Below are 26,572 nucleotides of genomic sequence, written 5' to 3'. Positions count from 1 at the left end.
GAAAATGACGCACCGATTTCACATCACCGACATGGCTTAAAGAAGAAGTAGAAAAAAGATCGGCATTTTAAGTTGAAGTTCAAACGGCGTCACTGCCGTACGGGCTTTGGCCGACCTTGGGGGCTGTGTATACTGGCCGACATTTTAACGCCCTGGAACCTAATGATGGTTGCTCATCTGATTGAATTTGCCACTAACCACTATTTACTGGCCGGCGCTTTCGTCGTTCTGCTGGCCCTGTTGATAGCGACGGAGCTCAGCAAGGGCGGCCGCAGCCTCAGCACTGGCGAGCTGACAGCGCTGGTTAACCGCGATGAGGGCGTGGTCATCGACGTGCGTACCAAGAAGGACTACGCCGCCGGTCACATCGTGGGTGCGTTGCACTTCCCACAGGACAAGGTGATTTCCCGCGTGTCCGAGCTTGAAAAGTACAAGGCAAAAACCTTGATCATCGTCGACGCCGCTGGTCAGCACGCCGGAATGACCGCCCGCGAGCTGCTCAAGTCCGGGTTCAAGGCAGCCAAGCTGTCTGGCGGCATCTCCTCCTGGCGCGCAGACAACCTTCCTTTGGTGAAATGAGATGCCTGAAGTCATCGTTTACTCCAGCGACTATTGCCCTTATTGCTCGCGCGCCAAGCAACTGCTCAACAGCAAGAAAGTGGCGTTCGAGGAAATAGTCGTCGACGGTAAACCACAACTGCGTACCGAGATGAGCAAAAAGGCCGGACGTACCTCCGTGCCGCAGATATGGATCGGTTCGGTTCATGTCGGTGGATGCGATGACCTCTTTGCTCTGGAGCGCGCCGGCAAACTCGATGCGCTGCTGGCCGCCTGAATTCAACCCTACAAGACCTTAAAGTAAGAAGGATTTGAGATGACTGATCAACCTAGCAACGGCGCCGTCTCCAACGAAGAAGGCCCACAGTTTTCCTTGCAGCGTATCTACGTGCGCGACTTGTCCTTCGAAGCGCCGAAAAGCCCGGCGATCTTCCGTCAGGAGTGGACCCCAGCCGTCAGTCTGGACCTGAACACCCGTCAGAAGCAGTTGGAAAACGATTTCTACGAAGTCGTGCTGACCCTGTCGGTTGAAGTGAAGAATGGCGACGAAATCGCCTTTATCGCTGAAGTACAGCAAGCTGGCATCTTCTTGATCAAAGGTCTTGATCAGGCGTCGATGAGCCACACCCTCGGTGCGTTCTGCCCGAATATCCTGTTTCCGTACGCTCGCGAAACCATCGACAGCCTGGTTGTACGTGGCTCGTTCCCGGCGCTGATGCTCGCCCCGGTGAACTTCGACGCTTTGTACGCGCAAGAGCTGCAGCGCATGCAGGAAGCGGGCGAAACGCCAACGCCGACTGTTCAGTAAGCGTTTGCCGTGTGAAAAAAAGCGCCTGTGACGGGCGCTTTTTTGTGGGTTCTGAAGGGAGCACGGCTGAACACGATCCCCTGTAGATACTCTGTTCCCGGTCAAACTCGGTTGATCAGTTGTAGGAGTGAACGTGTTCGCGAGGCGGTGTAGCAGGCAGACCGCGTTGGTTGCTTCGCCAACAAGTTGGCTCCTACAGATTGAACTGCGCCCTCAGCCACAATTGCCCGCAGTGGCGCGTTATTGGTGGGCGGTTGATCAGGTGAGCAATCTCAGCTTTCGGCGGCTCGTCAGCTCCACACGTGAGGGGTTACTTAAACCCCAATTGCCGCCATCCCTCGTAAACGGCCACCGCCACGGTGTTCGATAGATTCAAACTGCGGCAGCCTTCACGCATTGGCAGTCGTAGACGTTGATCGCTCGACAGCGCGTCCAAAACGTCTGCCGGGAGGCCGCGACTTTCCGGGCCAAACAGAAACGCATCGCCTTCTTCAAACTGCGCATCATGAAAGACTCGCGAGCCCTTTGTGGTAAAAGCAAACAGGCGCGGATGGCCAATGCTTTCCAGGCAACTGGCAAGGTCGGCATGGCGATGCAGCGTGGCGTATTCGTGATAGTCGAGTCCGGCGCGGCGCAGGCGCTTGTCGTCCAGCTCGAAGCCCAGCGGCTCGATCAAATGCAGGTCGCAGCCACTGTTGGCGCAGAGCCTGATGATGTTGCCGGTATTCGGCGGAATTTCTGGTTGAAAAAGGATCACGTGAAACATGCAGGGCTCCGAACAAAAGGACGGGACGCATTCTACCCCTGAAGACGACCCGAGGCCGAAGCTATGGCCTAAGGTTTTGGGCTCAATCGCTATCGTCGGTTTTATGGTCGGTCTGATGATCGGGCGTATCACCACGCCCGAACCGACCCAACTGCAGCAGGTCGAGACAATGCCTGGTGGCCTGGTGTTGTGGTTCAACAACGAGCCGCAGTTGCACGGTGAGCATATCGACGGCGCGGTGGCGCTGCTATTCAACGCCAAAGGCGAGCCACAGCGGGGCGAGTTGAAGCTTGGGGGGCGGGATGTACGTTGGAGGGTGCAGCGAAGTGACAAGGGGTTGTTGCTGAACCTGCTGGCGACCCGCCCGTTGCACGGTGACTGGCACGGTGCAATTCAGGGCGGGCGCTGGAGACTGGAGGTCAGTCTCCGGGAGGAATAAAAGAGGGGAATCCCCGGCCTGCCTGTACCAAGGTCCCCAAAACTGGAATTACTTTAGGTATTGCAGAGGGCGTGCCAGTTTTGGGAATTCTCTGTAGGAAATTTTATAAATTGGTGTAGGAGCCTTGTGCGGCGGCGTTCAGCGCCTGGGTCGTAGGGTCCTACACCTGCTTTTTACAGGGGACAGTTGTCGAACCTGGCTGTTTTCTGATCGTTTTTGCACGCTATTCGCGCATTTTGGTCCAGATGGTTACCAAAGTGATGCATTGTGCCGAAATTGCTGTGGCTGGAACGGATGCCGTCGCGCATGGGCGTTTCAACCCAACCACACCACCACTAACACCCCACCTTCGACATTTCCCATCTGCAATTGCCCTCCATGCAACTGCACCACTTCCTGGACGAAGTTCAGCCCCAGCCCGGTGCTTTTGCGGCCGCTGTCGGGCCTTGGCAGTGAGTAAAAACGTTCGCTCAAACGTGGCAAAGCGTAATCAGGGATAGGCTCGGCGCTGTTGAAGATGCTGACTTTCAACCGCGCGCCGATGCGCTCGGCATCAAAGCGCAACACACCGTTGACGGGCGTAAAGTCGAGGGCGTTGTCCAGCAGGTTGGCGAAAGCCTGGCACAACAGAAAGCGCTCTCCGATCACCGTCACATCAGGCCCGATGAGTTGTTGGACCTGTAACCCGGCGCGCTCGATTCGCGCGCTTTGTATGCTCAGTCGTTCGTCGATCAGCGCCGCCAGCGGCACAGCAACTTGCTCTTCCAGCCCTTGGCGCTGTTCAACCATCGCCAGATTCAGCAAACGCTCGATCAACTGCTGCACCCGCGCACTTTCGCTGTAGATGTTGCTGATGAAACGCTGACGCTGCCCAGGCGGCATGTCTTCTTGCAGCAGCTCGGCGGCGCCACGAATCGCCGCCAGAGGGCTCTTCAACTCGTGCGTCAGGGTGTGGACATAGCGCTCGACGTAGGCTTTGCCTTCCAATTGCGTGCGCATATGCTCGACCGCCGTGGACAATTGCTCCAACTCGCCACCGCGATAATGCGGCAGTTCGGCGCGGCGCCCTTCGCTGACGGCCTGCGCATAAGCAGTCAAGCGCCGCAACGCGTGGCTCAGCCACCACGACAACACAGCTCCAAACAACAGGCCCAACACCACCAGCCCGGCGCCATACCACAGCAGTCGCGTTTCAGTACGCTCGACATAGGGCTGCAACGAGCTGTTGGGCTTGGCCACCGTGACCACGCCGATAATCTGGCCGTTGTCGCGAATCGGCGCGCCGACATGCATGACTGACGTATTGGGGTCGTTGGGATCGCTGCGGGTCGAGCGCGCACCATACTCGCCGCGCAACGTCAGGTAGACATCGTTCCAGCGCGAGTAATCCTGTCCAACGGCGTCTTCGCTGGAGTCCAGCAACACGATGCCTTTGGCGTCGGTAACGTAAATCCGGTTATTGACCTGGTTCTTTGGCAGCCCCCAGATGTTCGCCCCTGGCTGGCGCAGCCCATAGGCTTTGAGCGCAGCCGGGAAATGGCTTTGGCTCAAAGTGCCGGACTTGACGTCTTCACGAAGGATTTCTGCCAGCAGATTCGCGGTATCGACCAACGTCTCTTCGGTGGACTGACGCACACCGGGGCGCACTTCCTTCATCACCGTGCTGAGCACAAAGTAGCCCGTCAGGCCGATGAACAGCGCATAAACCAGAAAAATCCGAATCCCCAGCGGCATCAGCTGCGTCCTGGGCTGTAGCTGTAACCGAGCCCGCGATGGGTATGGATCGGCTCGGCCTCGGCGGCGATCAGCCGCAGCTTGGCGCGTACACTTTTGATGTGGCTGTCGATGTTGCGCTCGTAACCGGCGTCACTGGAAACGCCCAGGGCATCGAGCAATTGCTCACGGCTGAACACGCGTTCAGGTTGCTCAAGCAGGCAGTGCAGCAGACGAAACTCATGCCGAGTCAGGCTCAGTGGCTGGCCTCGGTAGCTGATCTGCGCGCGCTCAGTGTCGATCACAAAGCGTTCACTCGGGGCTGCAGGGGGCGCACCCGTTGTCATGCGTTTGAGGATGGCCCTGACCCGCGCCGTGACTTCACGCGGGCTGAAGGGCTTGACCACATAATCGTCGGCACCGATTTCCAGGCCCACCACGCGATCGATTTCACCATCCCGGGCACTGAGAAACATCACCGGCACTTCGGTGAAGCGCCGCAACTGCTTGCAGGTTTCGAAACCGCTGATGTCAGGTAGACCGATGTCCAGGATGATCAAGTCAGCAGGCGTGTGGCGCTGAAACTCGATCGCTGCCTGCCCTAGCGTCCGCCAAGACGTGGTGAAGCCTTCGCCTTGCAGGGCATAAACCAGGGTGTCGGCAATTGCAGCTTCGTCTTCGACAATCAGAATGTGGGGCATGGCATCCGAGCGCTTTGAATAAAGCGCAACGGTGCCGGACGCCAGGCCCCGGCGTCAATCAGCAGTCGGGTTTGTCTGCGGTGTAGCGTCGCGCCGGGTTCACCGCTGCGCCGAACTCACGCAGGGCTTTGGCGCCGATCAGCAACGGATAGTTGAAGTGGCTGCGGTCGACCAGGTTGACCTCGACCGTGCGTTTCACGTCGCCCAGGCACAACTCCAGATCAACCACTGGGCGTTTGGTTGGATCGACAGGCTCTTCGTCATCCTCGCCATCGGATCGGCCCTTGATGCGGCTGATGCGCGAGACCTTGTGTTCATACACCTTGTTGTCTGCGTCCTTGGTTGCCAGACGGAAACGCACCCAGTCATCGCCATCACGCTTGAACAGTTCGATGTCCTTGGCCGACAGCGACGCGGTGAGCGCGCCAGTGTCCATCTTAGCCTTGAAGGTTTCGCCCAATTCCGAGACCTGAATGTACTCGTAGCGACCGTACAGCGTGGGTTCCGCGGCCAGGGCAGGTAAGGCCAACAATGGCAGAAGCGCCAGAAGATATTTCACGTAACAGGTTCCTCGAATGGATGAGTCGCGCATGAGCCCGATTTTAGACCGTTACGTCGCACTTGGTTCGATCCGAGAGAGTAAGACGTTGAGAAGACTCAATCAGCTACCCGCGCCCCAAACGCCAGCCAGGCTCTGCAGTGCCGAACCGCCCGCACCTTGCTGACCGAGGTATTGCAGGATTACCGGGACGAACTGGCCAACCATGCCGCTGTCCATACCCAGCGCTTTAAACGCCGTATTCACGTCGCCCATACTTTGCACGTTACCCAACGCGCTGTTCACTGCGGAATTACTGCCGCTCGACCCACCCAACATCCCGCCCAGGCCACCTAGGCTGCCCAGCGCGGAAGTACCTGCCAACTGATCCAGCCCAGGCACTGACTTGCTCAACTGCGAGTAGTCGTTACCCGTCAATTTGTTCTTGGCCAGGCCCAGCAATGCACCTGTCCCACCGACCGCCTGCTGTGGGGTGACATTGAGTTGCGTCCCCAGGGTATTGAGCAGACCTGCCGCTTCAGGCGCGGCCGTGGCCTTTTGATTGCCGCCCGTGGCGTTGGAGACAGCATTCGCTGCGTCATTCAGGCTAAAGGCAAAAGCGGGGCTTGCCGCCAGCGCCATGAGTGTTGCCAAGGCAACACCGCGTGCGTTTTTCACGGAAAATTTCAGAGACATTTTCATTTAGGCAACCTCATCGATCAGAGAGCCGGCAAAGCCGGTCAGCACGCGTTGGACCGCCGCCCGGAAAGAAGTTCCAGCACCACGGTCACTGGCGTGCAATGCACACTTACAATGACTGCTCGTCCAATGATCTGAAAGCCCTCACGACACGACGACTTACGGACGGGTTACGTCAAATAGCTGCTGTGCGTCGAAGCTGCGCGCAAGCTGACGAAGGTCGGGGGCGGCGCCGATTCTATCTGGACTATGGCGGCTCAGCGCTTTTTCAAAACGCTGTCCGTTGCGCAGCATCTCACGCAACGTCGTCAACCTCGATCCGCCCTGACCATCTTTTTCCCAATAAAGCGGCTCGCTGAAATACCGCGTTTGTGCGTCTGGGGTTTCCATACCCTCATCGTGTTCAAATAGCCGCTTCCAGGGGTCATCCGATGAACTGGCGATGTGATGCTGATCCTCGGCCGAGGATGGCAGTCGGGATTGGACGATGAGGGCAAAACCTGACAGCCAAGGCGTCCATAGCTGATGCTCTCCACCGGACGTCGCGCACTCATTGGCGTAAAAATCGCGATCACAGTCGGCTACATCTCGATATGAGGGCGCTGTGCGAATGTGCTGACGAAACGCCGAACGATAACCCGCGCGACAAATATGCGGTGCCACGCCAGCCCACAGACACGCATTGGCGTTTTCGTAAAAAGCGACGGAGGACATCCAGCGAGGTGGCTGTTCCGACAAATGGGCGCTTGCCAATGTGCCCGTCATACCGATCATCACACCGATCCCCACCAGTGTTTGAATCGATGTTCTTACCGCAAAAACAAACATGTATTACCCGCAGCCTGAAAAAATCGGGCCGGACAAATAGCATAGGGCAGGTGTGTTCGAAACAAGGGAGAACAGAACTCAAGGATTCTGATTTAACTTACGGAAAGGTCCTACGCATGCTGATCGAGAGGCTTACGTAAACGACAAAAGGGCGACCTCAGTCGCCCTTTTGTCTGGTTGGGTGCGTTATGCCGCGCTGAACAACTTATGCGGATCAATCACAAACTTCTTCGGTACGCCTGCATCAAATTCGCCATACCCACGCGGTGCGTCGTCGAGGCTGATGACTTCGACGCCAACGACGTCCGCAATCTTGATGCGGTCCCACATGATCGCTTGCATCAGTTGACGGTTGTACTTCATGACCGGGGTCTGGCCGGTGTGGAAGCTATGGGATTTAGCCCAACCCAGACCAAAGCGAATGCTCAGGCTGCCCATTTTCGCAGCCGCGTCGACAGCGCCCGGATCTTCGGTGACGTACAGACCGGGAATCCCGATCTTGCCTGCCACGCGCACCACGCCCATCAATGAGTTAAGGACAGTAGCCGGTGCTTCGGCCTTGGCACCGGCATGGCCGTGACCACGGGCTTCGAAGCCCACGGCATCAATGGCGCAATCCACTTCCGGCTCGCCCAACAGCGCGGCAATCTGTTCGTGCAGTGGCGTGTCCAGGGACAAATCGGCGATTTCAAAGCCTTGGGCCTTGGCGTGAACCAGGCGTGCCGGGTTCACGTCACCGATGATGACCACTGCCGCGCCCAACAGGCGTGCGGAAGCCGCCGCCGCCAAACCCACCGGCCCAGCGCCTGCGACGTAAACCGTGCTGCCAGGGCCGACGCCTGCTGTGACGGCGCCATGGTAACCAGTGGGCAGAATGTCTGACAGGCAGGTCAGGTCGCGGATTTTCTCCATCGCCACATCGCGATCCGGGAGTTTGAGCAGGTTGAAGTCGGCGTACGGCACCAGCACGTATTCGGCCTGGCCACCGACCCAGTCGCCCATATCGACGTAACCGTATGCACCACCGGGCCTGGCCGGATTGACGGTCAGGCAAACCCCTGTGTGTTGCTCTTTGCAACTGCGGCAACGACCGCACGCGACGTTGAACGGCACGGAAACCAGATCGCCGACCTTAAGATTTTCGACGTCGCGACCCGCTTCAAGGACTTCGCCAGTGATTTCGTGACCCAGTACCAACCCGGTCTGGGCAGTGGTGCGACCACGAACCATGTGTTGGTCCGAGCCGCAAATATTGGTGGAGACAACGCGCAGAATCACCCCGTGCTCAATGCGCTTGCCGCGTGGGTCCTGCATTTTCGGGAAGGGAATTGTCTGTACTTCGACCTTGCCAGCGCCGAGATACACCACACCACGATTACCAGACATGCGTTCACCTCTTTATTTGTTGTTGTGAAGAGAGTGGATCACCTTTGTCGGAGCAAGCTTGTTCGCGAAGCCCTGTGAAACCCGCGCTATCGCTCGCCAACAAGTTGGCTCCTACAGATTGAATACGAGCCGAAATCTTGCGGTCACAGTACGACTGTCCTGTTGGCGTTGAGGAATACCCGCCGTTCAATGTGATACCCCACCGCTCTGGCCAACGTCAGGCCTTCGATGTCGCGGCCTTTGGCGATCAGGTCTTCGGGGTAGTGACTATGATCCACCGCCTCCACGCCCTGGGCGATGATCGGGCCTTCGTCCAGATCGTTATTGATGTAATGCGCCGTCGCACCCACCAGTTTTACGCCTTTGTTGTAGGCCTGGTGATACGGTTTGGCGCCTTTGAAACCCGGCAGCAACGAGTGGTGAATGTTGATCGCCTTGCCATCGAGCTTGCGGCACAACTCTGGCGACAGCACTTGCATGTAGCGCGCAAGCACCACCAACTCGGCACCGGATTCTTCGATCACCTGCCAGACCTTGGCTTCCTGCGAAGGTTTGTCGTTGGGGTCCAGAGGGAAATGGTAGTAGGGAATTTCGTGCCAGCGCGCCAAAGGTTCAAGATCGGAGTGATTGGACACCACGGCCACCACGTCCATCGACAGCTGGTTGATGCGCTGACGGTAGAGCAAGTCATTGAGGCAGTGATCTGCCTTGGAAACCATGATCACCACTTTTGGCCGGTAGTTTGGCGGCGTCAACTCGAAGATCATGCCAAACGCTGCGCCACGCTCGGCAAGCCCTGCGCGGAAGGCTTGCTCGTCGAATCCGTTGGGCTGGCGAAATTCCACACGGATGAAGAAACGGCTGGACAGCCGGTCATCGAACGAATGGTGCTCGGTCACGTAACAGCCCTGCTCGAACAGGTAGCGCGTCACCGCGTCCACCGTGCCCAGTACACTCGGGCAATCGGCAGTCAGAATCCATGTGTCGGGGGCGCGGCTCATCTATGATTACTCCTATTGACTCTTCTTCGTCTGGCTTCTCGCCAACAAGTTGGCTCCTACAGAAACAACCATCTCCTGTAGGAGCCAACTTGTTGGCGAAGGCTTTAACTCACGCAGCAATACTTAATCCGTACTCCGCACTTGCGTCCTGCAACCACAGCCACCAGTAATCGGCGAAGCTGCGGCGGATGACCAGCTCCCAGGTTTGCTCGCCAGTACGGCGGATCACCAATTGCGACTTGGCGAACACGGTGCCAACGGTCTTGCCCACCGGAAAGTTGTCCGGGTGTACGTCGTAGCTGGTGGATTTCATCAGCACTTCGCGCACCTTCGGGCCGGTCAGTTCCAGTAGCGATTGACCGCCACTGACGTTGACGATTGCGATGTGCAGACCGGCCAGCGCTTCACGCAGTTTTTGCTCGACAGCGAACTCTTCGCCGCTCGGCACGATCAGCAGCCATTCGTCCGGGCCAAGCCATTGAATGGAGCTTTCGCCGCTAACAACCAATGCCAGAGCGCCGGGCAATTCCATGCCGAGCGCTTTGTGTATGCCCGCAGCGAAAGCTGGGTCGTGGGCGTCGCCACGAAGAGTCAGGTGACCCAGCAGTTTTTTCTCGCGCAGGATCACGCCAGGGTTAGTACGGCCTTTGCCGACCAGGCTGTTGAGGTCAGCATGAAACAACGGTGACTCGGCTTTCGCATCAGTCGTTGGCCGTTGTTGATAAACATTGGCTGTGGTCATAAAGCACCTGTGTTGAATTCTGTTGAGAACGTGGATTGTGTAGGAGCCAACTTGTTCGCGAGGCAGGCGACGCGGTGTTTCAGGGCGCACGCCTCGCGAACAAGTTCGCTCCTACAGAAAAATCATTAGCCCACAGGCTTACTCCACGTTCTGCCGCTCACCCTTCGGATCGAAGAACACCGAAGACACGATCTCTGCCTCGATCACGCTGCCATCGACCAGCGGCGCGAACACCCGCTCGCCCAGGCGTTTCAGGCCACCTGTGACCACGCCCATCGCAAACGAATAGCCCAGCGAGTTCGATGCGTAGCTTGAAGTCACGTGGCCGACCATGGTCATCGGGATCGCCTGCTTGGTGTCGAATACCAACTGCGCGCCTTCCGGCAGCCACTTGGTCGGATCAATCGGCTTGAGGCCCACCAACTGTTTGCGCTGATCACGCACGCAGTCTTCGCGATTCATCCCGCGCTGGCCGATCCACGAGAACGGTTTAGTACGACCGACACACCAGCCCATGTTCAGGTCGTCCGGGGTCATCGAGCCATCGGTGTCTTGACCGACAATGATGAAACCCTTCTCGGCCCGCAGCACGTGCATGGTTTCGGTGCCGTACGGCGTCAGGTTGTACTTCTTGCCCGCTTCGATGATTTTTTCCAGCACACCCATGGCGTAATCGGCCTGGATGTTCACTTCGTAGGACAGCTCACCGGTAAACGAAATCCGGAACACACGAGCTGGTACGCCGCCAACCAGCCCTTCTTTCCAGGTCATGAACGGAAACGCTTCGCGGCCCAGGTCGATGTCGGTCACTTCGCTGAGCAGCTTGCGGCTGTTCGGGCCAGACAGCGTCAGGGTCGCGTAATGGTCGGTCACTGAGGTGAAATACACCTTCAGGTCCGGCCACTCGGTTTGTTGATAGATTTCCAGCCATTGCAGTACACGTGCAGCGCCGCCGGTCGTGGTGGTCATGATGAAATGGTTGTCGGCAACGCAGGCGGTGACGCCGTCGTCGAACACCATGCCGTCTTCTTTGCACATCAGGCCGTAACGCGCCTTGCCCACGTCGAGCTTGGTCCAGGCGTTGGTGTAGATGCGGTTGAGGAACTCGCGCGCATCCGGGCCTTGAATGTCGATTTTGCCCAGGGTCGAGGCGTCCAGCAGACCGACGCTTTCGCGCACGGCTTTGCATTCGCGGGTGACGGCGGCATGGATGTCTTCGCCCGCTTTAGGGAAGTACCACGGACGTTTCCACTGACCGACGTCTTCGAATTTGGCGCCGTTGCGCACATGCCAGGCGTGCAACGCAGTGAAGCGCACAGGCTCGAAGATGTGGCCGCAGTGACGACCGGCCACTGCGCCGAAGGTCACCGGCGTGTAGTTGGGGCGGAACATGGTGGTGCCCATTTCAGGGATGGTCACGTTCAGCGAGCGGGCCGCAATGGCCAGACCGTTGACGTTGCCCAGCTTGCCCTGATCGGTGCCGAAACCCAGTGCGGTGTAGCGCTTGACGTGCTCGACCGACTCAAAACCTTCGCGGGTCGCCAGCTCGATGGCGGCGGCGGTGACGTCGTTTTGCAGGTCAACGAATTGCTTCGGCGCTCGGGCGGTCGGTTTGTCGTGCGGCACCTGGAACAGCGCCAGCGTCGGCTCTTCAACGCGGCTCAGCGCTTTGGGCAGTACGCCTTCAACCACTTTGAAGCCCGCTTCGCTGGCTGCACGCACGCCACCTTCGAAACCATCGGCCAACGTATCGCCCAAGGCGTAGACGCCATTGACACCACCGACGCACACGCGCTTCTGCGGTGCTTCGCCTGCGACAAAACCGAGAATATCTTCACGCCAGACCGGCTTGCCGCCCAAATGGGACGCCAAGTGAACGATTGGGCTGTAGCCACCGGAACTGGCGATCAGATCGCAATCGAGCCATTCGCCTGGGCTGGTGACTCTGTGGGCCTTGACGTCAATGGCGCAAACGCGAGCTGCCGTGACGCGCTTGCTGCCACGGGCCTCGGTCACGGCGCTGCCGGTCAGAATCCGAATGCCTTTGGCGCGTGCCTCTTCAACCAGCGCGCCACGTGGGTTATGACGTGCATCGGCAATCGCCACCACTTGCAGGCTGGCATCGAGCCAATCCAGGGCAACGCGGTAGGCGTGGTCGTTGTTAGTGGTCAGCACCAGCTTCTTGCCCGGTGCAACGCCGTAACGACGAACGTAGGTGGAAACTGCACCCGCCAGCATGTTGCCCGGCACGTCGTTGTTGCCATACACCAGTGGACGCTCGTGAGTACCGGACGCCAACACCACACGCTTGGCGCGAACGCGGTGCATGCGCTGACGCACCTGGCCGATTGGCGCACGGTCGCCGAGGTGATCGGTCAGACGCTCGTGAATGGTCAGGAAGTTATGGTCGTGATAGCCGTTCACGGTGGCGCGTGGCAATAGCACCACGTTCGACAAACCTTGCAGCTCGGCGACGACAGTGGCGACCCAATCGATAGCCGGTTTGCCGTCGAGGCTTTCGCGGGAATCTAACAGGCTGCCGCCGAACTCTTCCTGCTCGTCAGCCACAATCACACGGGCGCCGCTGCGTGCAGCCGCCAGTGCTGCTGCCAGGCCTGCGGGGCCGGCACCGACAATCAGCACGTCGCAGTGCTGGTTCATTGCGTCGTAGGAATCTGGATCGTTTTCAGTCGGCGAGCGACCAAGACCTGCCGCCTTACGGATGTACTTCTCGTAGGTCATCCAGAACGATTGCGGGTACATGAAGGTTTTGTAGTAGAAGCCCGGAGGCATCAGCTTGCCGCCAACCTTGCCGAGAATCCCCATCATGTCGGTGTTAACGCTCGGCCAGCCGTTGGTGCTGGACGCGACAAGGCCCGAATACAGCGCTTGCTGGGTAGCCCGAACGTTGGGGATCTGGGTGGCTTCAGTGGCGCCGATCTGCAACACAGCGTTCGGCTCTTCGGAACCTGCGGCGAAAATGCCGCGAGGGCGCGAGTACTTAAAGCTGCGGCCAATGATATCGACGCCGTTGGCCAGCAGGGCTGCGGCCAGAGTGTCGCCTTCAAAGCCCTGGTAAACCTGACCGTTGAAGGTGAAGTTCAACACCTTGCTGCGGTCGATGCGGCCGCCATTGGGCAGTCGATTGTTCTGGCTCATACCTTGTCTCCCCGGCCGACAGCAGGAACCTGGTTCACGAACTGAGGCTTGGTGCCAATCGGATAGGTTTCGAGAATTTCGTAAGTCACGGTGTCACGCGTGGCGTTGAAGTACTGGCGGCAACCGGCCGCGTGAATCCACAGCTCATGGTGCAGGCCGCGTGGGTTGTCGCGGAAGAACATGTAGTCGCCCCACTGTTCGTCGGTGCAGGCTGCCGGGTCCAGCGGACGCGGGATGTGGGCCTGACCTGACGCGTGGAATTCCTCTTCGGAGCGCAGCTCGCCACAGTGAGGACAGAAGATATGCAACATCGGGATTTCTCCTGTTAAAACCACGTGAGAACTACTGAGCTCGGTAATACTGCGTTAAAAACAGGCGGAAAATGCTCATTTAGAACACCTGGAGTCGGTTGCGACCCCGGCCGCTTTTCCGCCTGTTTTTTGCCTTGTCTTACTATCGCTCGTTACGTTCTCACGCGGTTTTTTGGTTAGTGAGCGACAGCGGCAGCGCCGTGTTCGTCGATCAACGCGCCGTTATGGAAACGGTCGATGGAAAACGGTTTGGCCAGCGGGTGCATTTCGCCCTTAGCCAGGCTGGCGGCAAATACGTTGCCCGAACCTGGTGTGGCCTTGAAGCCACCGGTGCCCCAACCGCAGTTGAAGAACATGTTCGGCACGGGCGTCTTGGAGATGATCGGGCAGGCATCGGGCGTGGTGTCGACGATGCCGCCCCATTGACGGTTCATGCGTACGCGCGACAGCACCGGAAACATCTCGACGATGGCCTGAATGGTGTGTTCGATGACCGGGTACGAACCGCGTTGGCCGTAGCCGACCCAGCCGTCGATACCGGCGCCGATCACCAGGTCGCCCTTGTCGGACTGGCTGATGTAGCCGTGTACGGCGTTGGACATGATCACGCTGTCGATAATCGGTTTGATCGGCTCGGACACCAGCGCTTGCAGCGGGTGGGATTCAATCGGCAGACGAAAGCCCGCGAGCTTGGCCATATGCCCAGAGTTACCGGCCGTCACCACACCGACGCGCTTGGCGCCGATGAAGCCCTTGTTGGTTTCAACGCCGACGCACACGCCGTTTTCCTTACGAAAACCTATGACTTCGGTCTGTTGAATCAGGTCCACGCCCAATGCATCAGCGGCCCGGGCAAAACCCCAGGCCACGGCGTCGTGACGGGCTACACCGCCGCGACGTTGTACCGTCGCGCCGATGATCGGATAACGGGTGTTTTTCGAGCAGTCCAGGTAGGGGATTTCATCGGCCACCTGTTTGCCGTTGAGCAATTCGCCATCGATGCCTTGCAAGCGGTTGGCGCTGACCCGACGTTCCGAGTCGCGCATGTCTTGCAAGGTGTGACACAAGTTGTACACGCCGCGCTGGGAAAACATCACGTTGTAGTTCAAATCCTGCGACAGACCTTCCCACAACTTCATCCCGTGCTCATACAAATGCGCGGACTCGTCCCACAGGTAGTTAGAACGCACGATGGTGGTGTTGCGCGCAGTGTTGCCGCCACCCAACCAGCCTTTCTCGACCACCGCCACGTTGGTGATGCCGTGCTCTTTGGCCAGGTAATAAGCCGTCGCCAGACCATGACCGCCGCCGCCGACGATAACCACGTCGTAGACTTTTTTCGGGGTCGGCGTGCGCCACATGCGCTGCCAGTTTTCATGGTGGCTGAGGGAGTGCTTGAAGAGGCCGAAGCCTGAGTAATGCTGCATGGTGCTACTCCTGACTCAGCGGTAAACCGGGAAATCGGCGCACAACGCGGCGACCTGACCGGCAACATTCGCCTCGACATCGGCGTCGCCGAGGTTGTCGAGGATGTCGCAGATCCAGCCTGCCAGCGTGACGCACTGGGTAACTTTGAAGCCGCGCGTGGTCACGGCCGGGGTGCCGATGCGCAAACCCGACGTCACGAACGGCGACTGCGGATCGTTGGGCACCGAGTTCTTGTTCACGGTGATGTGCGCACGGCCAAGAGCGGCGTCGGCGTCCTTACCGGTCAGGCCCTGACGGATCAGGCTGACCAGGAACAGATGGTTGTCGGTGCCGCCAGACACCACATCAAAACCACGGTCGATGAACACTTGCGCCATCGCTTGGGCGTTATCGATCACTTGTTGCTGATAAGCCTTGAAACCGGGCTCCATCGCTTCTTTGAAGCAAACAGCCTTGGCCGCGATCACGTGCATCAGCGGGCCGCCCTGACCACCGGGGAATACGGCGGAGTTGAATTTCTTTTCCAGCTCTTCGTTGGCTTTGGCCAGGATCAGACCACCCCGCGGACCGCGCAGGGTCTTGTGGGTGGTGGTGGTCACGACATCGGCGTACGGCAGCGGGTTCGGGTACAGGCCAGCAGCGACCAGGCCGGCGACGTGGGCCATGTCGACGAAAAGGTAAGCGCCAACCTTGTCAGCAATTTCGCGAAAGCGTGGGAAGTCCAGGGTTTTCGAGTACGCCGAGAAGCCGGCGATGATCATTTTTGGCTTGTTTTCAACGGCCAGACGCTCGACCTCGTCGTAATCGATCAAGCCGGTGGTGGTATCGATGCCGTATTGCACAGCGTTATAGAGTTTGCCGGAGAAGCTGACCTTGGCGCCGTGGGTCAAGTGGCCGCCGTGGGCCAGGCTCATGCCAAGCACGGTGTCGCCCGCGTTGAGCAGGGCCAGATAAACAGCGGCGTTGGCCTGGCTGCCGGAGTGCGGTTGAACGTTGGCGTAGTCGGCGCCGAACAGTTGCTTGGCGCGGTCGATGGCCAATTGCTCGACTTTATCGACGTGCTCGCAGCCGCCGTAGTAGCGCTTGCCCGGATAACCTTCGGCGTATTTGTTGGTCAAGCCGCTGCCTTGAGCTTCCATCACACGCTGGCTGGTGTAGTTCTCCGAGGCGATCAGCTCGATGTGATCTTCCTGACGCTGCTCTTCGGCATTCATCGCCGCCAACAGTGCATCGTCGTAACCCTGGATTTGGTCTTGCTTGCTGAACATCGCGGTTCTCCCAGCGGCGGCGCGGCGCCTGGCTTATCGGTAGGGCATTTGGCGTGCCCTTTGGAAGCGATGGTAGGGCCGTCGCAGAGTGTCTAGATGCCTATGGACGCCACGCAAAGGTGCGTTTACGACATGGGTTGGCGGGGAGAGATAAATGACCAGCTCTAGCGGGGGGCACTTGTGGATACTCTGTTCCCAGTCAAGCTTTCAGCAGGTGTTTTTCGCGCAAAAGCCTGGCTGTATCAAATGCTTCAACGCTGTGGATGGCGTATGTCTTCGAGGATGCTTACTTAAGCCATCATCGCAGATGCTTTCTGGGGAGTAGGGCCAGAACGCGCTGTAATTGGATGGACTCGCGGCTTGTCCCGCGACCTGGCGCGCAGCGGCAGTAAACCCGGTGCATGCGGTCTGCTTGTCACACTGCATGCGCAGTTTTACGACGGGTTCCCCGCCGGTCGCGGGACAAGCCCAGCTCCGGATTGAACTGCGCCCTACGGCAGTTCCTACACGGGCGATACACATGAAAATCCCCCGGTTTTTGACCGAGGGATTTTGTGAGCGCGTGTCGCAATCAAACCGCTTTGCTTGGCAACTGCCCATCCGCGCGGAACATGCTGCGGATACCGCGCACGGCCTGGCGAATCCGATCCTGGTTCTCGATCAACGCAAAACGTACGTGGTCGTCACCGTACTCACCAAAACCGACACCCGGCGAAACGCACACCTTGGCGTCCAGCAGCAGCTTCTTGGCAAACTCCAGCGAGCCCATGTGCGCGTAAAACTCCGGAATCTTGGCCCAGACGTACATCGACGCTTTCGGGTTTTCGACCATCCAGCCCAGTTCATGCAGCCCTTTGACCAGCACGTTGCGGCGCTGCCGGTACTGCTCGGCGATGTCCAGCACGCATTGCTGATCGCCTTCAAGCGCAGCAATCGCAGCAACTTGCAGCGGGGTGAAGGTGCCGTAGTCGTGGTAGCTCTTGATCCGCGCCAGGGCGTTGACCAGTTCCGGGTTACCCACCATGAAACCGATACGCCAGCCCGCCATGTTGTAGCTTTTAGACAGCGTGAAGAACTCGACGGCGATGTCCTTGGCGCCCGGCACCTGCATGATCGACGGCGCTTTCCAGCCGTCGTAGACGATGTCGGCGTAGGCCAGGTCGTGAACAACCAGCACGTCGTACTGCTTGGCTAATGCGACCACACGCTCGAAGAAATCCAGTTCGACGCACTGGGCAGTCGGGTTGGACGGGAAACCAAGGATCATCATCTTCGGCTTGGGGATCGAACCACGAATGGCTTTCTCAAGCTCGGCGAAAAAGTCTACGCCTGGCACTAGCGGCACGGAACGCACCTGAGCACCGGCGATCACCGCGCCATAAATATGGATCGGGTAGCTGGGGTTGGGCACCAGCACAGTGTCGCCCTGATCCAGTGTCGCCAGCATCAAATGCGCCAGGCCCTCTTTCGAGCCGATGGTGACGATGGCTTCGGTTTCAGGGTCAATGTCGACCTCGTAGCGTTTTTTGTACCAACTGGAAATCGCCCGACGCAGTCGCGGGATGCCACGCGAAGTCGAGTAGCCGTGAGTGTCCTCACGTTGCGCAACAGTGACCAGTTTTTCGACGATATGCGGTGGCGTAGCCCCGTCGGGGTTGCCCATGCTGAAGTCGATAATGTCCTCACCACGACGACGCGCGGCCATTTTCAGCTCGGCGGTGATGTTGAAGACGTAAGGGGGGAGTCGATCGATGCGCGCGAAACGGCGCGGCGAAGCTGGATCAGCCATGTGTGCCTCTGAAGACGTGAGCGCCCGGAACCGTCCGAGCGACGCTGGCCACTGCGGTGGCCTGATGCGGAAGATAAAGGCAGTGATGGCGGTTTGTCTAGTGGGCTTAAAGCCAAATCAGATGTGTTGGAGGCTTGCCCGCGAAGAGGCCGTTTGATTCCACGCCTATTGCGAAGTTGAATCAAAAGCTTCGCGGGCAAGCCTCCAACAGAATCCAGCTTGCTGCGCGTCAGACGGTTAAAAAGCCACGGCATACCTCAAGCCCAACAACAGCAAAAAATGCAGCGGATAGATCGCGTACGCCCAACGCCGCATCGGCCATACGGCAAAACCTGGCGGCGAGCGTAACAACGCCATGCCCAACGCGGGCGCCAGCAGACAGGCGATCAGCGCGCCCAGCGAAATCGGATCGCCCCACGAACTGCCATCCAGAATCTGCCGCCAGGCATTACTGAGCAAACACACCACGCCCGGCAAAATCGCCAGCCAGATCGAGCGCCGCAACACCAGCAGGCAGGCCAGTGGCAGCAGCACGCCAAAAAAACCAAACATCAGGTATTGGCTGAAAATCATCGCGATCCCCAGCGAAACCAGCCCCAATACCCGAACCGATAAAGCCTTGCTCAACCAGCCCTGCGCCAGCAAAAGCCCCAGTACCAAGGTTGGCAGGACATTCAGTGTGTAGGCCTCGCCAACCATGTACAGCCGATAAGGCAATTCAGCGAGTAGGGTAAATGCGGCCAGCCATGTCAGGTATTTCCACTGCACAGGGGGATGAACAGCCAGTGCATGACTGCGCGCCAGGTTCACGGCTATCGCCAGACAAAACCAGGGAAACGCCAGCCGTCCAGGCACATACAGCCAGTTCGCCGACCAGCCTACGTAACGCAGGTGATCCATGACCATGCTCAGCATCGCCAGCCACTTGAGCAGGTCCAGCGCTTTGTTGCGTAGCGGGGCCATTGATAAATTCGCGTGAGTCATGCCGCTCCGTTAACCGGTCTGTGTCGTTGCCACGACAATGCTCGATAACAGGGCATGACCGACACCCCTGTTGTTGGTTAAAGTCGCACCCTATTTGTTTACAGGGAACCGGCCATGACAGACCAAAGCCAGCAGTTTGCCAGCGACAACTATTCGGGTATCTGCCCCGAAGCCTGGGCGGCTATGGAGCAAGCCAACCACGGCCACCAACGCGCGTATGGCGACGATCAATGGACCGCCCGCGCCGCCGATCAATTCCGTCAGTTGTTCGAAACCGATTGCGAGGTGTTCTTTGCCTTCAACGGCACAGCGGCCAACTCGCTGGCGCTTTCGTCGCTGTGCCAGAGTTACCACAGCGTCATCTGTTCGGAAACCGCCCACGTCGAAACCGACGAATGCGGCGCGCCAGAATTCTTCTCCAACGGCTCAAAACTGCTGACCGCACGCAGCGAGAACGGCAAGCTGATGCCCGAATCAATTCGTGAAGTAGCGCTCAAGCGTCAGGACATCCACTACCCAAAACCGCGTGTTGTCACGCTGACTCAGGCCACCGAAGTGGGCAGCGTGTATCAGCCCGACGAATTGAAAGCCATCAGCGCGACCTGCAAGGAACTGGGCCTGAACCTGCACATGGACGGCGCCCGTTTCGCCAACGCCTGTGCGTATCTGGGCTGTTCGCCCGCTGAGTTGACCTGGAAATCAGGGATCGACGTGTTGTGTTTCGGCGGCACCAAAAACGGTATGGCGGTGGGTGAGGCGATTCTGTTCTTCAACCACAAGTTGGCTGAAGACTTTGACTATCGTTGCAAGCAGGCGGGGCAATTGGCGTCGAAAATGCGCTTCCTGTCAGCGCCGTGGGTCGGTTTGCTGGAAAACGACGCCTGGCTCAAGCACGCCCGCCATGCCAATCACTGTGCGCAATTGCTGGCTGAACTGGTAAAGGACATTCCCGGCGTGGAATTGATGTTCCCGGTGCAGGCCAACGGCGTGTTCCTGCAACTGTCTGAAGCGGCCATCACCGCGCTGACCGGCAAGGGCTGGCGTTTCTACACCTTCATCGGCAACGGCGGCGCGCGCTTTATGTGCTCCTGGGACACCGAAGAAGCCCGCGTGCGGGAATTGGCGACCGATATTCGTGTGGTGATGGGAGCCTGATCAGGCGCCAACATTCAAGGAGTGCGCATACGCGCGATAGCGTCAGGTCGGCCGATAGTGATGTAAATTGACGCACCTGTTCGCGGACAAGCGCGCCCCTACACACAATCGGTATCCGCCATGTCTCTACCGCTTTCCCTCACCCAGCACATGGTTCGTCGCCCACAACGCATTGCCTTGCTGCAGCACATCGCCGAGCAAGGCTCGATCACCCGTGCGGCGAAGAGCGCCGGGCTGAGCTACAAAGCGGCGTGGGACGCTATTGATGAGCTGAACAATCTGGCGGAAAAGCCGCTGGTCGAACGCATTGTCGGGGGGCGCGGCGGCGGTGGTGCGAAGTTGTCGGCTGAAGGTGAGCGTGTGCTGCGCCTCTACCAACGTCTGCAAGCCTTGCAAGCCGAACTGCTGAACAGCGCCGAGGAGTTCAGCGATCTGGCCTTGCTCAGCCGTTTGATGTTGCGCACCAGCGCGCGCAATCAGCTACATGGCCGCGTAGAGCGGATCACCCGCCGCGGGCTCAACGATTTCATCGATCTGCAACTGGCAGGCGATCTGTCGATCCAGGCGCAAATTACCCACGACAGCACCGAGCGTCTGGAACTGAACATTGGCACCGATGTATTTGCCTTGATCAAGGCCGGATGGCTGGAATTGCTCGCCCTTGATGCTGATGTAACAAGTGGACACAATTGCTTGCTGGGCACCATCGAGGAGATTCTCGACGCCGAGGATGGCCCCAGCGAAGTCAGGATCGGCCTGCCCAGCGGTCAGACGTTGTGCGCATTGGCCGAGCCCAAGCAGCTCAAAGCGTTAGGATTCGCCGCGCACAGCCCGGTGAAAGTTCAGTTCTCGCCAGCGAATGTATTGATCGGTACGCCGCTTTGACCTCAAGCGACACGCCGTCCCATCGGCCGCCACCGTCATCGAGCCGACATAATATTGTCATCCGGGCTGAATAAGGTTCCTGCCAAAACCGCAGGAAGCCCGTGATGAAACTACTAAAAGACAACCAGCCAACAGACCTCGAAAACATGGTCGGCCTCACCCGTCGCGGCTTCATCAGCGCAGGCGCCTTGTGCGGCGCGGCGATGTTCCTCGGTGGCGACCTGCTCAGCCGCAGCGTGCTGGCCGCCAGTGTCCACGCAGCGAACACCAAGCTGCTGGGCTTTGACAGCATCGCCGCGACCACGGCCGACAGCATCAGCCTGCCGCCCGGTTACACATCCTCCGTGCTGATCAGTTGGGGCCAGCCGCTACGCGCCGACGGTCCGGCGTTCGACCCCAGTGGCAAAGGCAGCGCCGAGGCGCAGGAAATACAGTTTGGTGACAACAACGACGGCATGAGCCTGTTCACCTTCCCTGGTGATGACGCCAACGAAGCCAGCCGCGCACTGATGGCAATCAACAACGAATACACCAATTACCGCTACCTGTTCGATCACGGCCAAGACCCGCAATCAGCCGAAGAGGTGCGCAAGGCGCTGGCCAGCGAGGGCGTCTCGGTGATTGAGGTCAAGCGCGAAAATGGCCAGTGGCAGTTTGTGCAGGGTTCGAAATATAACCGCCGCATCCACGGCAACACGCCCATCCATTTGAGTGGCCCGGCTGCGGGAGATGAGCTGTTGAAGACTGCCGACGACAAAACCGGTAAGAACGTGCTCGGCACCTTTCAGAACTGCGCCAACGGCAAGACGCCGTGGGGCACGTATCTGACCTGCGAAGAGAACTTCACCGACTGCTTTGGCAGCCGTGATCCCACCCAAAAAATAGACGCAGCCACTAAGCGCTACGGCGTGGTCCCGGCCAGTAAAGAGATCAATTGGCACCCGCACGATCCGCGTTTCGACATTGCCGCCAACCCCAATGAATTCAATCGCCATGGCTGGGTGGTGGAGATCGACCCGTTCGATCCGAAATCGACTCCGGTCAAGCGCACAGCGCTGGGCCGTTTCAAGCATGAAAACGCCGCGCTGACTGAAACCAGGGGCGGTCGTGTGGCGGTGTACATGGGCGATGACGAGCGGGGCGAGTTCATCTACAAATTCATCAGCCGCGACAAAATCGATCACAAAAATCCCCAAGCCAATCGCGACATCCTCGACCACGGCACGTTGTATGTGGCGCAGTTCGATAACGGCGACAGCCACCCCGATCATCCAAAGGGCCAAGGTAAGTGGATCGAGTTGACCCACGGCAAAAACGGCATCGATGCCAGCAGCGGGTTTGCCAGCCAAGCGCAGGTATTGATTCATGCGCGGATGGCGGCCAGCGTGGTCAATGCCACGCGTATGGATCGTCCGGAATGGATCGTCGTCAGCCCCAGCGATGGCCAGGTGTATTGCACGTTGACCAACAACACCAAGCGAGGCGAAGACGGCCAGCCGGTCGGCGGTCCCAACCCTCGGGCGAAGAATCAGTACGGGCAGATCCTGCGTTGGCGCGAGAACGACGATAACCCGTCGGCGATGGCGTTCACCTGGGATCTGTTTGTCGTGGCCGGCAATCCGGGTGTACACAGCGGCACGCCACAGGGTGGCTCAAGCAATATCACCCCGCAGAACATGTTCAACAGCCCGGATGGGTTAGGTTTCGACCAAGGCGGTCGGCTGTGGATTCTTACCGATGGGGATTCGACCAATGCGGGGGATTTTGCCGGGATGGGCAATAACCAAATGCTCTGCGCTGACCCTACGAGCGGCGAGATTCGGCGCTTCATGGTCGGGCCGGTCGGTTGCGAAGTGACGGGTATCAGCTTCGCGCCGGATCAAAAGGCGCTGTTCGTGGGTATTCAGCACCCAGGCGAAAACGGCGGCTCGACCTTTCCCGAGCACTTGCCAAACGGCAAGCCAAGGTCGTCGGTGATGGTGATCACTCGGGAAGATGGCGGGATTGTGGGGGCCTAGCGGTCAGAAACGCTGTAGCCCTGTGGGTGAGCTCTTCCCGATAAGCGCTGAGGTGGCGATGTGGCTCGGGATTCGGGGCCCCGCATTCAAGCGGCATGAGTTTCAGCGCGTCTGACCGTGCCACGGCACCAGTTTGCGCTGCAACGCCCGCAAGCCCATTTCCATGGCGAACGCGATGAGGGCGATCACCAGAATCCCCAGCACCACCACATCGGTGACCAGAAACTGCGCCGCCGACTGGACCATGAAGCCCAGGCCGCTGGTGGCTGCGATCAGTTCGGCGGCGACCAATGTCGACCATCCCACCCCCAGGCCAATGCGCACGCCGGTCAGGATGTCCGGCAGCGCACTGGGCACAATCACGTGGCGAATCAGCTGCCAGCGTGTAGCACCCAACGACTGCGCGGCGCGCAACTTGGCACCGTCGACGGTGCGCACGCCGTTGGCCGTGGCAATCGCGATGGGGGCGAAGATCGCCAGATAAATAAGCAGGACTTTCGAGAACTCGCCGATGCCACACCAAATGACGATCAGTGGCAGATACGCCAGTGGTGGGATTGGGCGGTAGAACTCGATCAGTGGATCGAAAATCCCGCGTGCAATGCGGTTGTGACCAATGGCAATGCCCACAGGAATTGCCGTCAGAATCGCAAAAACCAACGCCAGGCCAATGCGCTGCAAGCTCGCGCCCAAATGCTGCCAGAGCGTCGAGTCCATGTAGCCCTTGGTCATCAGCAGCCAGCCTTTCTCTAGCACAGCGGCCGGTGGCGGCAGAAACAACGGTTCGATCCATTCAAATGCCGTCACACCCCACCAGGCGCCAAGCAACGTTGCCAGTGTCAGTACGCTGATTGAACGTGTGCTCAGCGTCCAGCATGTCGCGGTTGCGGCGGTGTTCTTGAGAGGCGCTGGGGTAGCTGCCTGAGGCTGGTAGCTGCTCATGCACGCTGCTCCCCAATGGTCTGGCGTTGCGAAAAGACCCTGGTCAGGACGTGCTCGCGGGTTTCGATGAAGCGTGGATCGGATTTGATCGTGCGAGCGGACTCTCCAGCGCCGTAACGCTGGCCGAAGTCCAGTTGCAGACGTTCGACGATGCGACCGGGAGTCGGCGCCAGCAGAATCAGGTCGGTGGCCAGAAACACCGCTTCTTCGATGTCGTGGGTGATCAGAAACACCGGCTTAGCGCTGCGTTGCCAGACTTGCAGCAGCAGTTCCTGCATTTGTTCGCGGGTGAAGGCGTCCAGTGCGCCGAATGGTTCATCCATCAACAGCACGCGCGGGTCGGCCGCCAAAGCGCGCGCCAGACCGACGCGTTGTTTTTGACCGCCGGACAGCTCCCAGACACGACGCTTTTCGAAACCGGCGAGGTCAACCAGGGTCAGCATCTCGCGTGCTTTTGCTTCCCGTTGCACGCGAGACACTCCGGCCAGCTCCAGACCGAAAGCGACGTTGGCAAGTACGTCCTGCCAGGGCAATAAAACATCATCTTGAAACACCACGCCGCGCTCGGCACTCGGTCCTTTGACTGGTGCGCCATCCAGGGTGATATGCCCTGCGCTGGGTTCGACAAAACCGGCAATCAAGTTGAGCAGCGAGGTCTTGCCGCTGCCAGACGGCCCGAGCGCGACGAGCAACTGCTGCGGGCCAAGACTCACGGAAATGTCCGACAGCACCGGTTCCGTCGCACCGGGATACTGTGCGCTGATGCGCTCCAGCTGTAACAAGGCCATCGAGTTTCTCCTGCGCCTCGCTAAAGGGCTTATTGGGTGATGAACCTGGCGCTGACGTAAGGGGTGTAATCGGCCAATACCGCGTCGACTTTGCCCTGCTCTTTAAGGAAAGCTGCGGTTTTGGCGATGGCGTCGGTGGTCGGCGCGCCCAGTTCAGTGACCTGATCTGCGGCCAGCGGGTAGACGTTGCCTTGCAGTAACCCTGGAATATCGCTGGCTTTGGCACCTGAGAGCTTCACCAGTTTGTCGACGTTGCTGGCATTGGCGAGCCAGGCGGCTGGGGCTTTGCGGTAGGCGGCGTAGGCGTCGAGGGTGGTTTTGGCGAAGGCTTTGACGATTTCAGGGTGTTTGTCGGCGAAGTCTTTACGCACGATCCAGGCATCGAAGGTCGGCGCGCCCACTTTGGCCAACTCGCCGGAGGTGATCAACACTTTGCCGGTTTCCTTGGCCACACCCAGCGCTGGGTCCCATACATAAGTAGCGTCGATATCGCCCCGTTTCCAGGCGGCAGCAATGGCCGGAGGGGCCAGGTTGAGGATGGTGACTTTCGAGGGATCGATGTTCCAGTGTTTGAGCGCTGCCAGCAGGCTGTAGTGGCCGGTGGATACGAACGGTACGGCGACCTTTTTACCGACCAGATCCTGAGGCGTGTTGATGCCCGATCCGTTGCGCACAACCAGTGCTTCAGCGGCGCCAATCTGAGTGGCGATCAAAAATGTTTCGACTGGCAGCTTGCGCGTTGCGGCGGCCGTCAGTGGACTGGACCCGAGATAGCCGATCTGTACATCGCCCGAAGCGATGGCAGTAATGACATCGGCGCCGTTATCGAACTTGCGCCATGAGATTTTCGAACCGGTGGCTTTCTCATAAGCGCCATCGGCCTGAGCCACTTTGGCGGGATCGACTGTTGTTTGATAGGCGACGGTGAAGTCAGCGGCTTGAGCGAGCAGGGTAGAAGCGGCCAGCGACAACGCGGCCAGCAAGCGTAAAGGGGTGAGCAATTTCATGGATGAAACTCCGAATCAGGCAGGCCGAGGGCTGGTTGATCAGGATCGTAAATGATCTAAGAATTCCGATATAAATAACCTTTTAGACTTAGCTTAGAGGGGATTCACGATCATCTAGGGGCGATGCCCGAGGTGCTAATAGAACGTTGAGGTGTCAACCAAGCGGCTCCGAAGCATGATGCGTGTGCCGAGGGCAGCAAAAATGCCGGAGCACGATCTACCGTTCGTCGGATTTTTAGCGCTGTTAATACACAGGAAAATACCCTCCGTCTCATTGCGCCCGTGAGGAGCAACGAACGGCCCTGGCGCTTCAATTGCGCCTCTCAGCATCATCGTTTCGCCGACATAAGCCGCGTAAATAATCTAAAAACAGATCGCCGGTACTCCTTATTGAAAATAACAGATGGGCCCGTAGGGTGACAATTGTAATAAAACCGTCTGATAGAAAATAAATTGTTAATTATCAATCTGTTATGTGTGATTTTTCGAAGTGGTTTTGCACGACTTTTGGGGCTGATCAGCTATGAATGGGTTGTATGACATGTCAAAACCAATCGATCTGACGAGCGGCCTGGAAATATTTTTTGGGAATTACGGTAGGGGCTCGATACACTCCGAAGTGGAAGGCTGAAATGGCTTGTGACATAGATCTGTTTTGA

25 protein-coding genes are annotated in these 26,572 nt (G+C 58.6%); 7 read left to right on the top strand and 18 right to left on the bottom strand.

What is annotated here, in order from left to right; all coding sequences use genetic code 11:
- Nucleotides 1-165: 165 nt before the first annotated feature.
- From VGC62_RS24680 to secB, 3 genes are read left to right on the top strand one after another with little or no spacing between them, the layout of a single operon-like run.
- Nucleotides 166-579 carry a rhodanese-like domain-containing protein gene (locus tag VGC62_RS24680; protein ID WP_331189697.1) on the top strand — a complete coding sequence of 138 codons (414 nt, stop codon included), beginning with the start codon at nt 166-168 and terminating at the stop codon, nt 577-579.
- A gap of 1 nt (nt 580) precedes the next feature.
- Nucleotides 581-835 carry a glutaredoxin 3 gene (gene grxC, locus VGC62_RS24675; protein WP_331189696.1) on the top strand — a complete coding sequence of 85 codons (255 nt, stop codon included), beginning with the start codon at nt 581-583 and terminating at the stop codon, nt 833-835.
- 39 nt (nt 836-874) lie between these two features.
- Complete coding sequence (secB, locus tag VGC62_RS24670; RefSeq protein WP_331189695.1) at nt 875-1,366, top strand: protein-export chaperone SecB; 492 nt, start codon at nt 875-877, stop codon at nt 1,364-1,366.
- Nucleotides 1,367-1,676: 310 nt separating this feature from the next.
- Here the strand turns inward: secB and trmL are convergent, their stop codons facing one another.
- Nucleotides 1,677-2,132 (bottom strand): tRNA (uridine(34)/cytosine(34)/5-carboxymethylaminomethyluridine(34)-2'-O)-methyltransferase TrmL, encoded by a 456-nt coding sequence (trmL, locus tag VGC62_RS24665; RefSeq protein WP_331189694.1) that lies wholly within the window; start codon nt 2,130-2,132, stop codon nt 1,677-1,679.
- Between trmL and VGC62_RS24660 the strand changes: the two genes are divergently transcribed.
- Nucleotides 2,131-2,571, top strand: a complete 441-nt coding sequence (locus VGC62_RS24660; RefSeq protein ID WP_331189693.1) for a hypothetical protein — start codon at nt 2,131-2,133, stop codon at nt 2,569-2,571. The genes trmL and VGC62_RS24660 overlap by 2 nt on opposite strands.
- Nucleotides 2,572-2,886: 315 nt before the next feature.
- Here VGC62_RS24660 and creC read toward each other — a convergent pair whose 3' ends face one another.
- From creC to VGC62_RS24590, 14 genes are all read right to left on the bottom strand, one after another.
- A complete protein-coding gene (gene creC, locus VGC62_RS24655) occupies nt 2,887-4,305 on the bottom strand; it encodes a two-component system sensor histidine kinase CreC (RefSeq protein ID WP_331189692.1) in 1,419 nt (472 codons plus the stop codon).
- Nucleotides 4,305-4,985 (bottom strand): two-component system response regulator CreB, encoded by a 681-nt coding sequence (gene creB / locus VGC62_RS24650; RefSeq protein ID WP_331189691.1) that lies wholly within the window; start codon nt 4,983-4,985, stop codon nt 4,305-4,307. The genes creC and creB overlap by 1 nt, the downstream gene beginning before the upstream one ends.
- 58 nt (nt 4,986-5,043) lie before the next feature.
- Complete coding sequence (locus VGC62_RS24645) at nt 5,044-5,544, bottom strand: ATP-dependent zinc protease (RefSeq protein ID WP_331189690.1); 501 nt, start codon at nt 5,542-5,544, stop codon at nt 5,044-5,046.
- 102 nt (nt 5,545-5,646) lie between these two features.
- Nucleotides 5,647-6,201 carry a DUF2780 domain-containing protein gene (locus tag VGC62_RS24640; RefSeq protein ID WP_331189704.1) on the bottom strand — a complete coding sequence of 185 codons (555 nt, stop codon included), beginning with the start codon at nt 6,199-6,201 and terminating at the stop codon, nt 5,647-5,649.
- Nucleotides 6,202-6,381: 180 nt separating this feature from the next.
- On the bottom strand, nt 6,382-6,996 hold the full coding sequence (locus VGC62_RS24635) for a DUF1190 domain-containing protein (RefSeq protein ID WP_331189689.1): 615 nt from the start codon (nt 6,994-6,996) through the stop codon (nt 6,382-6,384).
- Between the two features lie 240 nt (nt 6,997-7,236).
- The gene (gene fdhA / locus VGC62_RS24630; RefSeq protein WP_331189688.1) at nt 7,237-8,436 is read right to left on the bottom strand and encodes a formaldehyde dehydrogenase, glutathione-independent; all 1,200 of its coding nucleotides are present in this window, start codon (nt 8,434-8,436) and stop codon (nt 7,237-7,239) included.
- Nucleotides 8,437-8,579: 143 nt separating this feature from the next.
- Nucleotides 8,580-9,437, bottom strand: coding sequence for a formyltetrahydrofolate deformylase (purU, locus tag VGC62_RS24625; protein ID WP_331189687.1), 858 nt, complete (start codon nt 9,435-9,437; stop codon nt 8,580-8,582).
- Between the two features lie 109 nt (nt 9,438-9,546).
- A complete protein-coding gene (locus VGC62_RS24620) occupies nt 9,547-10,179 on the bottom strand; it encodes a sarcosine oxidase subunit gamma (RefSeq protein ID WP_331189686.1) in 633 nt (210 codons plus the stop codon).
- A 138-nt stretch (nt 10,180-10,317) separates the two neighbouring features.
- Nucleotides 10,318-13,338, bottom strand: a complete 3,021-nt coding sequence (locus VGC62_RS24615) for a sarcosine oxidase subunit alpha (protein WP_331189685.1) — start codon at nt 13,336-13,338, stop codon at nt 10,318-10,320.
- Complete coding sequence (locus VGC62_RS24610) at nt 13,335-13,649, bottom strand: sarcosine oxidase subunit delta (RefSeq protein WP_331189684.1); 315 nt, start codon at nt 13,647-13,649, stop codon at nt 13,335-13,337. Before VGC62_RS24610 ends, VGC62_RS24615 begins: the two co-directional genes overlap by 4 nt.
- A gap of 176 nt (nt 13,650-13,825) precedes the next feature.
- Nucleotides 13,826-15,076 (bottom strand): sarcosine oxidase subunit beta family protein, encoded by a 1,251-nt coding sequence (locus tag VGC62_RS24605; protein WP_331189683.1) that lies wholly within the window; start codon nt 15,074-15,076, stop codon nt 13,826-13,828.
- Nucleotides 15,077-15,091: 15 nt separating this feature from the next.
- Nucleotides 15,092-16,345 (bottom strand): serine hydroxymethyltransferase, encoded by a 1,254-nt coding sequence (glyA, locus tag VGC62_RS24600; RefSeq protein WP_331189682.1) that lies wholly within the window; start codon nt 16,343-16,345, stop codon nt 15,092-15,094.
- A gap of 571 nt (nt 16,346-16,916) precedes the next feature.
- Nucleotides 16,917-18,134 carry an alanine transaminase gene (gene alaC / locus VGC62_RS24595; protein ID WP_331189681.1) on the bottom strand — a complete coding sequence of 406 codons (1,218 nt, stop codon included), beginning with the start codon at nt 18,132-18,134 and terminating at the stop codon, nt 16,917-16,919.
- A 237-nt stretch (nt 18,135-18,371) separates the two neighbouring features.
- Complete coding sequence (locus VGC62_RS24590) at nt 18,372-19,118, bottom strand: TraX family protein (RefSeq protein WP_331189680.1); 747 nt, start codon at nt 19,116-19,118, stop codon at nt 18,372-18,374.
- Between the two features lie 114 nt (nt 19,119-19,232).
- On the opposite strand from VGC62_RS24590, the gene VGC62_RS24585 reads away from it, so the two are divergent.
- The 3 genes from VGC62_RS24585 (at nt 19,233) to VGC62_RS24575 (ending at nt 23,176) form a co-directional block, all read left to right on the top strand.
- Nucleotides 19,233-20,273 carry a low specificity L-threonine aldolase gene (locus tag VGC62_RS24585; RefSeq protein WP_331189679.1) on the top strand — a complete coding sequence of 347 codons (1,041 nt, stop codon included), beginning with the start codon at nt 19,233-19,235 and terminating at the stop codon, nt 20,271-20,273.
- Nucleotides 20,274-20,393: 120 nt separating this feature from the next.
- A complete protein-coding gene (locus VGC62_RS24580; protein ID WP_331189678.1) occupies nt 20,394-21,158 on the top strand; it encodes a TOBE domain-containing protein in 765 nt (254 codons plus the stop codon).
- Between the two features lie 104 nt (nt 21,159-21,262).
- Nucleotides 21,263-23,176, top strand: coding sequence for a PhoX family phosphatase (locus VGC62_RS24575; RefSeq protein ID WP_331189677.1), 1,914 nt, complete (start codon nt 21,263-21,265; stop codon nt 23,174-23,176).
- Nucleotides 23,177-23,278: 102 nt separating this feature from the next.
- On the opposite strand, the gene tauC is transcribed toward VGC62_RS24575, so the two are convergent.
- The 3 genes from tauC to tauA are packed head-to-tail and all read right to left on the bottom strand — an operon-like array spanning nt 23,279 to nt 25,913.
- Entirely contained in the window at nt 23,279-24,118 is an 840-nt protein-coding gene (tauC, locus tag VGC62_RS24570; RefSeq protein WP_331189676.1) for a taurine ABC transporter permease TauC, read from the bottom strand.
- Complete coding sequence (gene tauB, locus VGC62_RS24565) at nt 24,115-24,906, bottom strand: taurine ABC transporter ATP-binding subunit (protein WP_331189675.1); 792 nt, start codon at nt 24,904-24,906, stop codon at nt 24,115-24,117. The genes tauC and tauB overlap by 4 nt, the downstream gene beginning before the upstream one ends.
- A gap of 29 nt (nt 24,907-24,935) precedes the next feature.
- Complete coding sequence (gene tauA / locus VGC62_RS24560; protein WP_331189674.1) at nt 24,936-25,913, bottom strand: taurine ABC transporter substrate-binding protein; 978 nt, start codon at nt 25,911-25,913, stop codon at nt 24,936-24,938.
- Between the last annotated feature and the right edge of the window lie 659 nt (nt 25,914-26,572).

It is taken from the genome of Pseudomonas sp. (assembly GCF_036404235.1).
In the GTDB taxonomy this organism is placed as follows: domain Bacteria; phylum Pseudomonadota; class Gammaproteobacteria; order Pseudomonadales; family Pseudomonadaceae; genus Aquipseudomonas.
Note: the sequence above shows the minus strand (reverse complement) of the source record. Positions and strands in the feature narration are given on the sequence as shown.

Excerpts from the sequence above, each read along its gene's own strand:
- fdhA (WP_331189688.1), bottom strand. The coding sequence starts at position 8,436 with ATGTCTGGTAATCGTGGTGTGGTGTATCTCGGCGCTGGCAAGGTCGAA.
- VGC62_RS24635 (WP_331189689.1), bottom strand. The coding sequence starts at position 6,996 with ATGATCGGTATGACGGGCACATTGGCAAGCGCCCATTTGTCGGAACAG.
- tauB (WP_331189675.1), bottom strand. The coding sequence starts at position 24,906 with ATGGCCTTGTTACAGCTGGAGCGCATCAGCGCACAGTATCCCGGTGCG.
- tauC (WP_331189676.1), bottom strand. The coding sequence starts at position 24,118 with ATGAGCAGCTACCAGCCTCAGGCAGCTACCCCAGCGCCTCTCAAGAAC.
- VGC62_RS24590 (WP_331189680.1), bottom strand. The coding sequence starts at position 19,118 with ATGACTCACGCGAATTTATCAATGGCCCCGCTACGCAACAAAGCGCTG.
- VGC62_RS24575 (WP_331189677.1), top strand. The coding sequence starts at position 21,263 with ATGAAACTACTAAAAGACAACCAGCCAACAGACCTCGAAAACATGGTC.
- VGC62_RS24610 (WP_331189684.1), bottom strand. The coding sequence starts at position 13,649 with ATGTTGCATATCTTCTGTCCTCACTGTGGCGAGCTGCGCTCCGAAGAG.
- secB (WP_331189695.1), top strand. The coding sequence starts at position 875 with ATGACTGATCAACCTAGCAACGGCGCCGTCTCCAACGAAGAAGGCCCA.
- alaC (WP_331189681.1), bottom strand. The coding sequence starts at position 18,134 with ATGGCTGATCCAGCTTCGCCGCGCCGTTTCGCGCGCATCGATCGACTC.
- creB (WP_331189691.1), bottom strand. The coding sequence starts at position 4,985 with ATGCCCCACATTCTGATTGTCGAAGACGAAGCTGCAATTGCCGACACC.
- VGC62_RS24580 (WP_331189678.1), top strand. The coding sequence starts at position 20,394 with ATGTCTCTACCGCTTTCCCTCACCCAGCACATGGTTCGTCGCCCACAA.
- tauA (WP_331189674.1), bottom strand. The coding sequence starts at position 25,913 with ATGAAATTGCTCACCCCTTTACGCTTGCTGGCCGCGTTGTCGCTGGCC.
- creC (WP_331189692.1), bottom strand. The coding sequence starts at position 4,305 with ATGCCGCTGGGGATTCGGATTTTTCTGGTTTATGCGCTGTTCATCGGC.
- purU (WP_331189687.1), bottom strand. The coding sequence starts at position 9,437 with ATGAGCCGCGCCCCCGACACATGGATTCTGACTGCCGATTGCCCGAGT.
- VGC62_RS24615 (WP_331189685.1), bottom strand. The coding sequence starts at position 13,338 with ATGAGCCAGAACAATCGACTGCCCAATGGCGGCCGCATCGACCGCAGC.
- VGC62_RS24605 (WP_331189683.1), bottom strand. The coding sequence starts at position 15,076 with ATGCAGCATTACTCAGGCTTCGGCCTCTTCAAGCACTCCCTCAGCCAC.
- VGC62_RS24680 (WP_331189697.1), top strand. The coding sequence starts at position 166 with ATGGTTGCTCATCTGATTGAATTTGCCACTAACCACTATTTACTGGCC.
- grxC (WP_331189696.1), top strand. The coding sequence starts at position 581 with ATGCCTGAAGTCATCGTTTACTCCAGCGACTATTGCCCTTATTGCTCG.
- trmL (WP_331189694.1), bottom strand. The coding sequence starts at position 2,132 with ATGTTTCACGTGATCCTTTTTCAACCAGAAATTCCGCCGAATACCGGC.
- VGC62_RS24620 (WP_331189686.1), bottom strand. The coding sequence starts at position 10,179 with ATGACCACAGCCAATGTTTATCAACAACGGCCAACGACTGATGCGAAA.
- glyA (WP_331189682.1), bottom strand. The coding sequence starts at position 16,345 with ATGTTCAGCAAGCAAGACCAAATCCAGGGTTACGACGATGCACTGTTG.
- VGC62_RS24660 (WP_331189693.1), top strand. The coding sequence starts at position 2,131 with ATGCAGGGCTCCGAACAAAAGGACGGGACGCATTCTACCCCTGAAGAC.
- VGC62_RS24585 (WP_331189679.1), top strand. The coding sequence starts at position 19,233 with ATGACAGACCAAAGCCAGCAGTTTGCCAGCGACAACTATTCGGGTATC.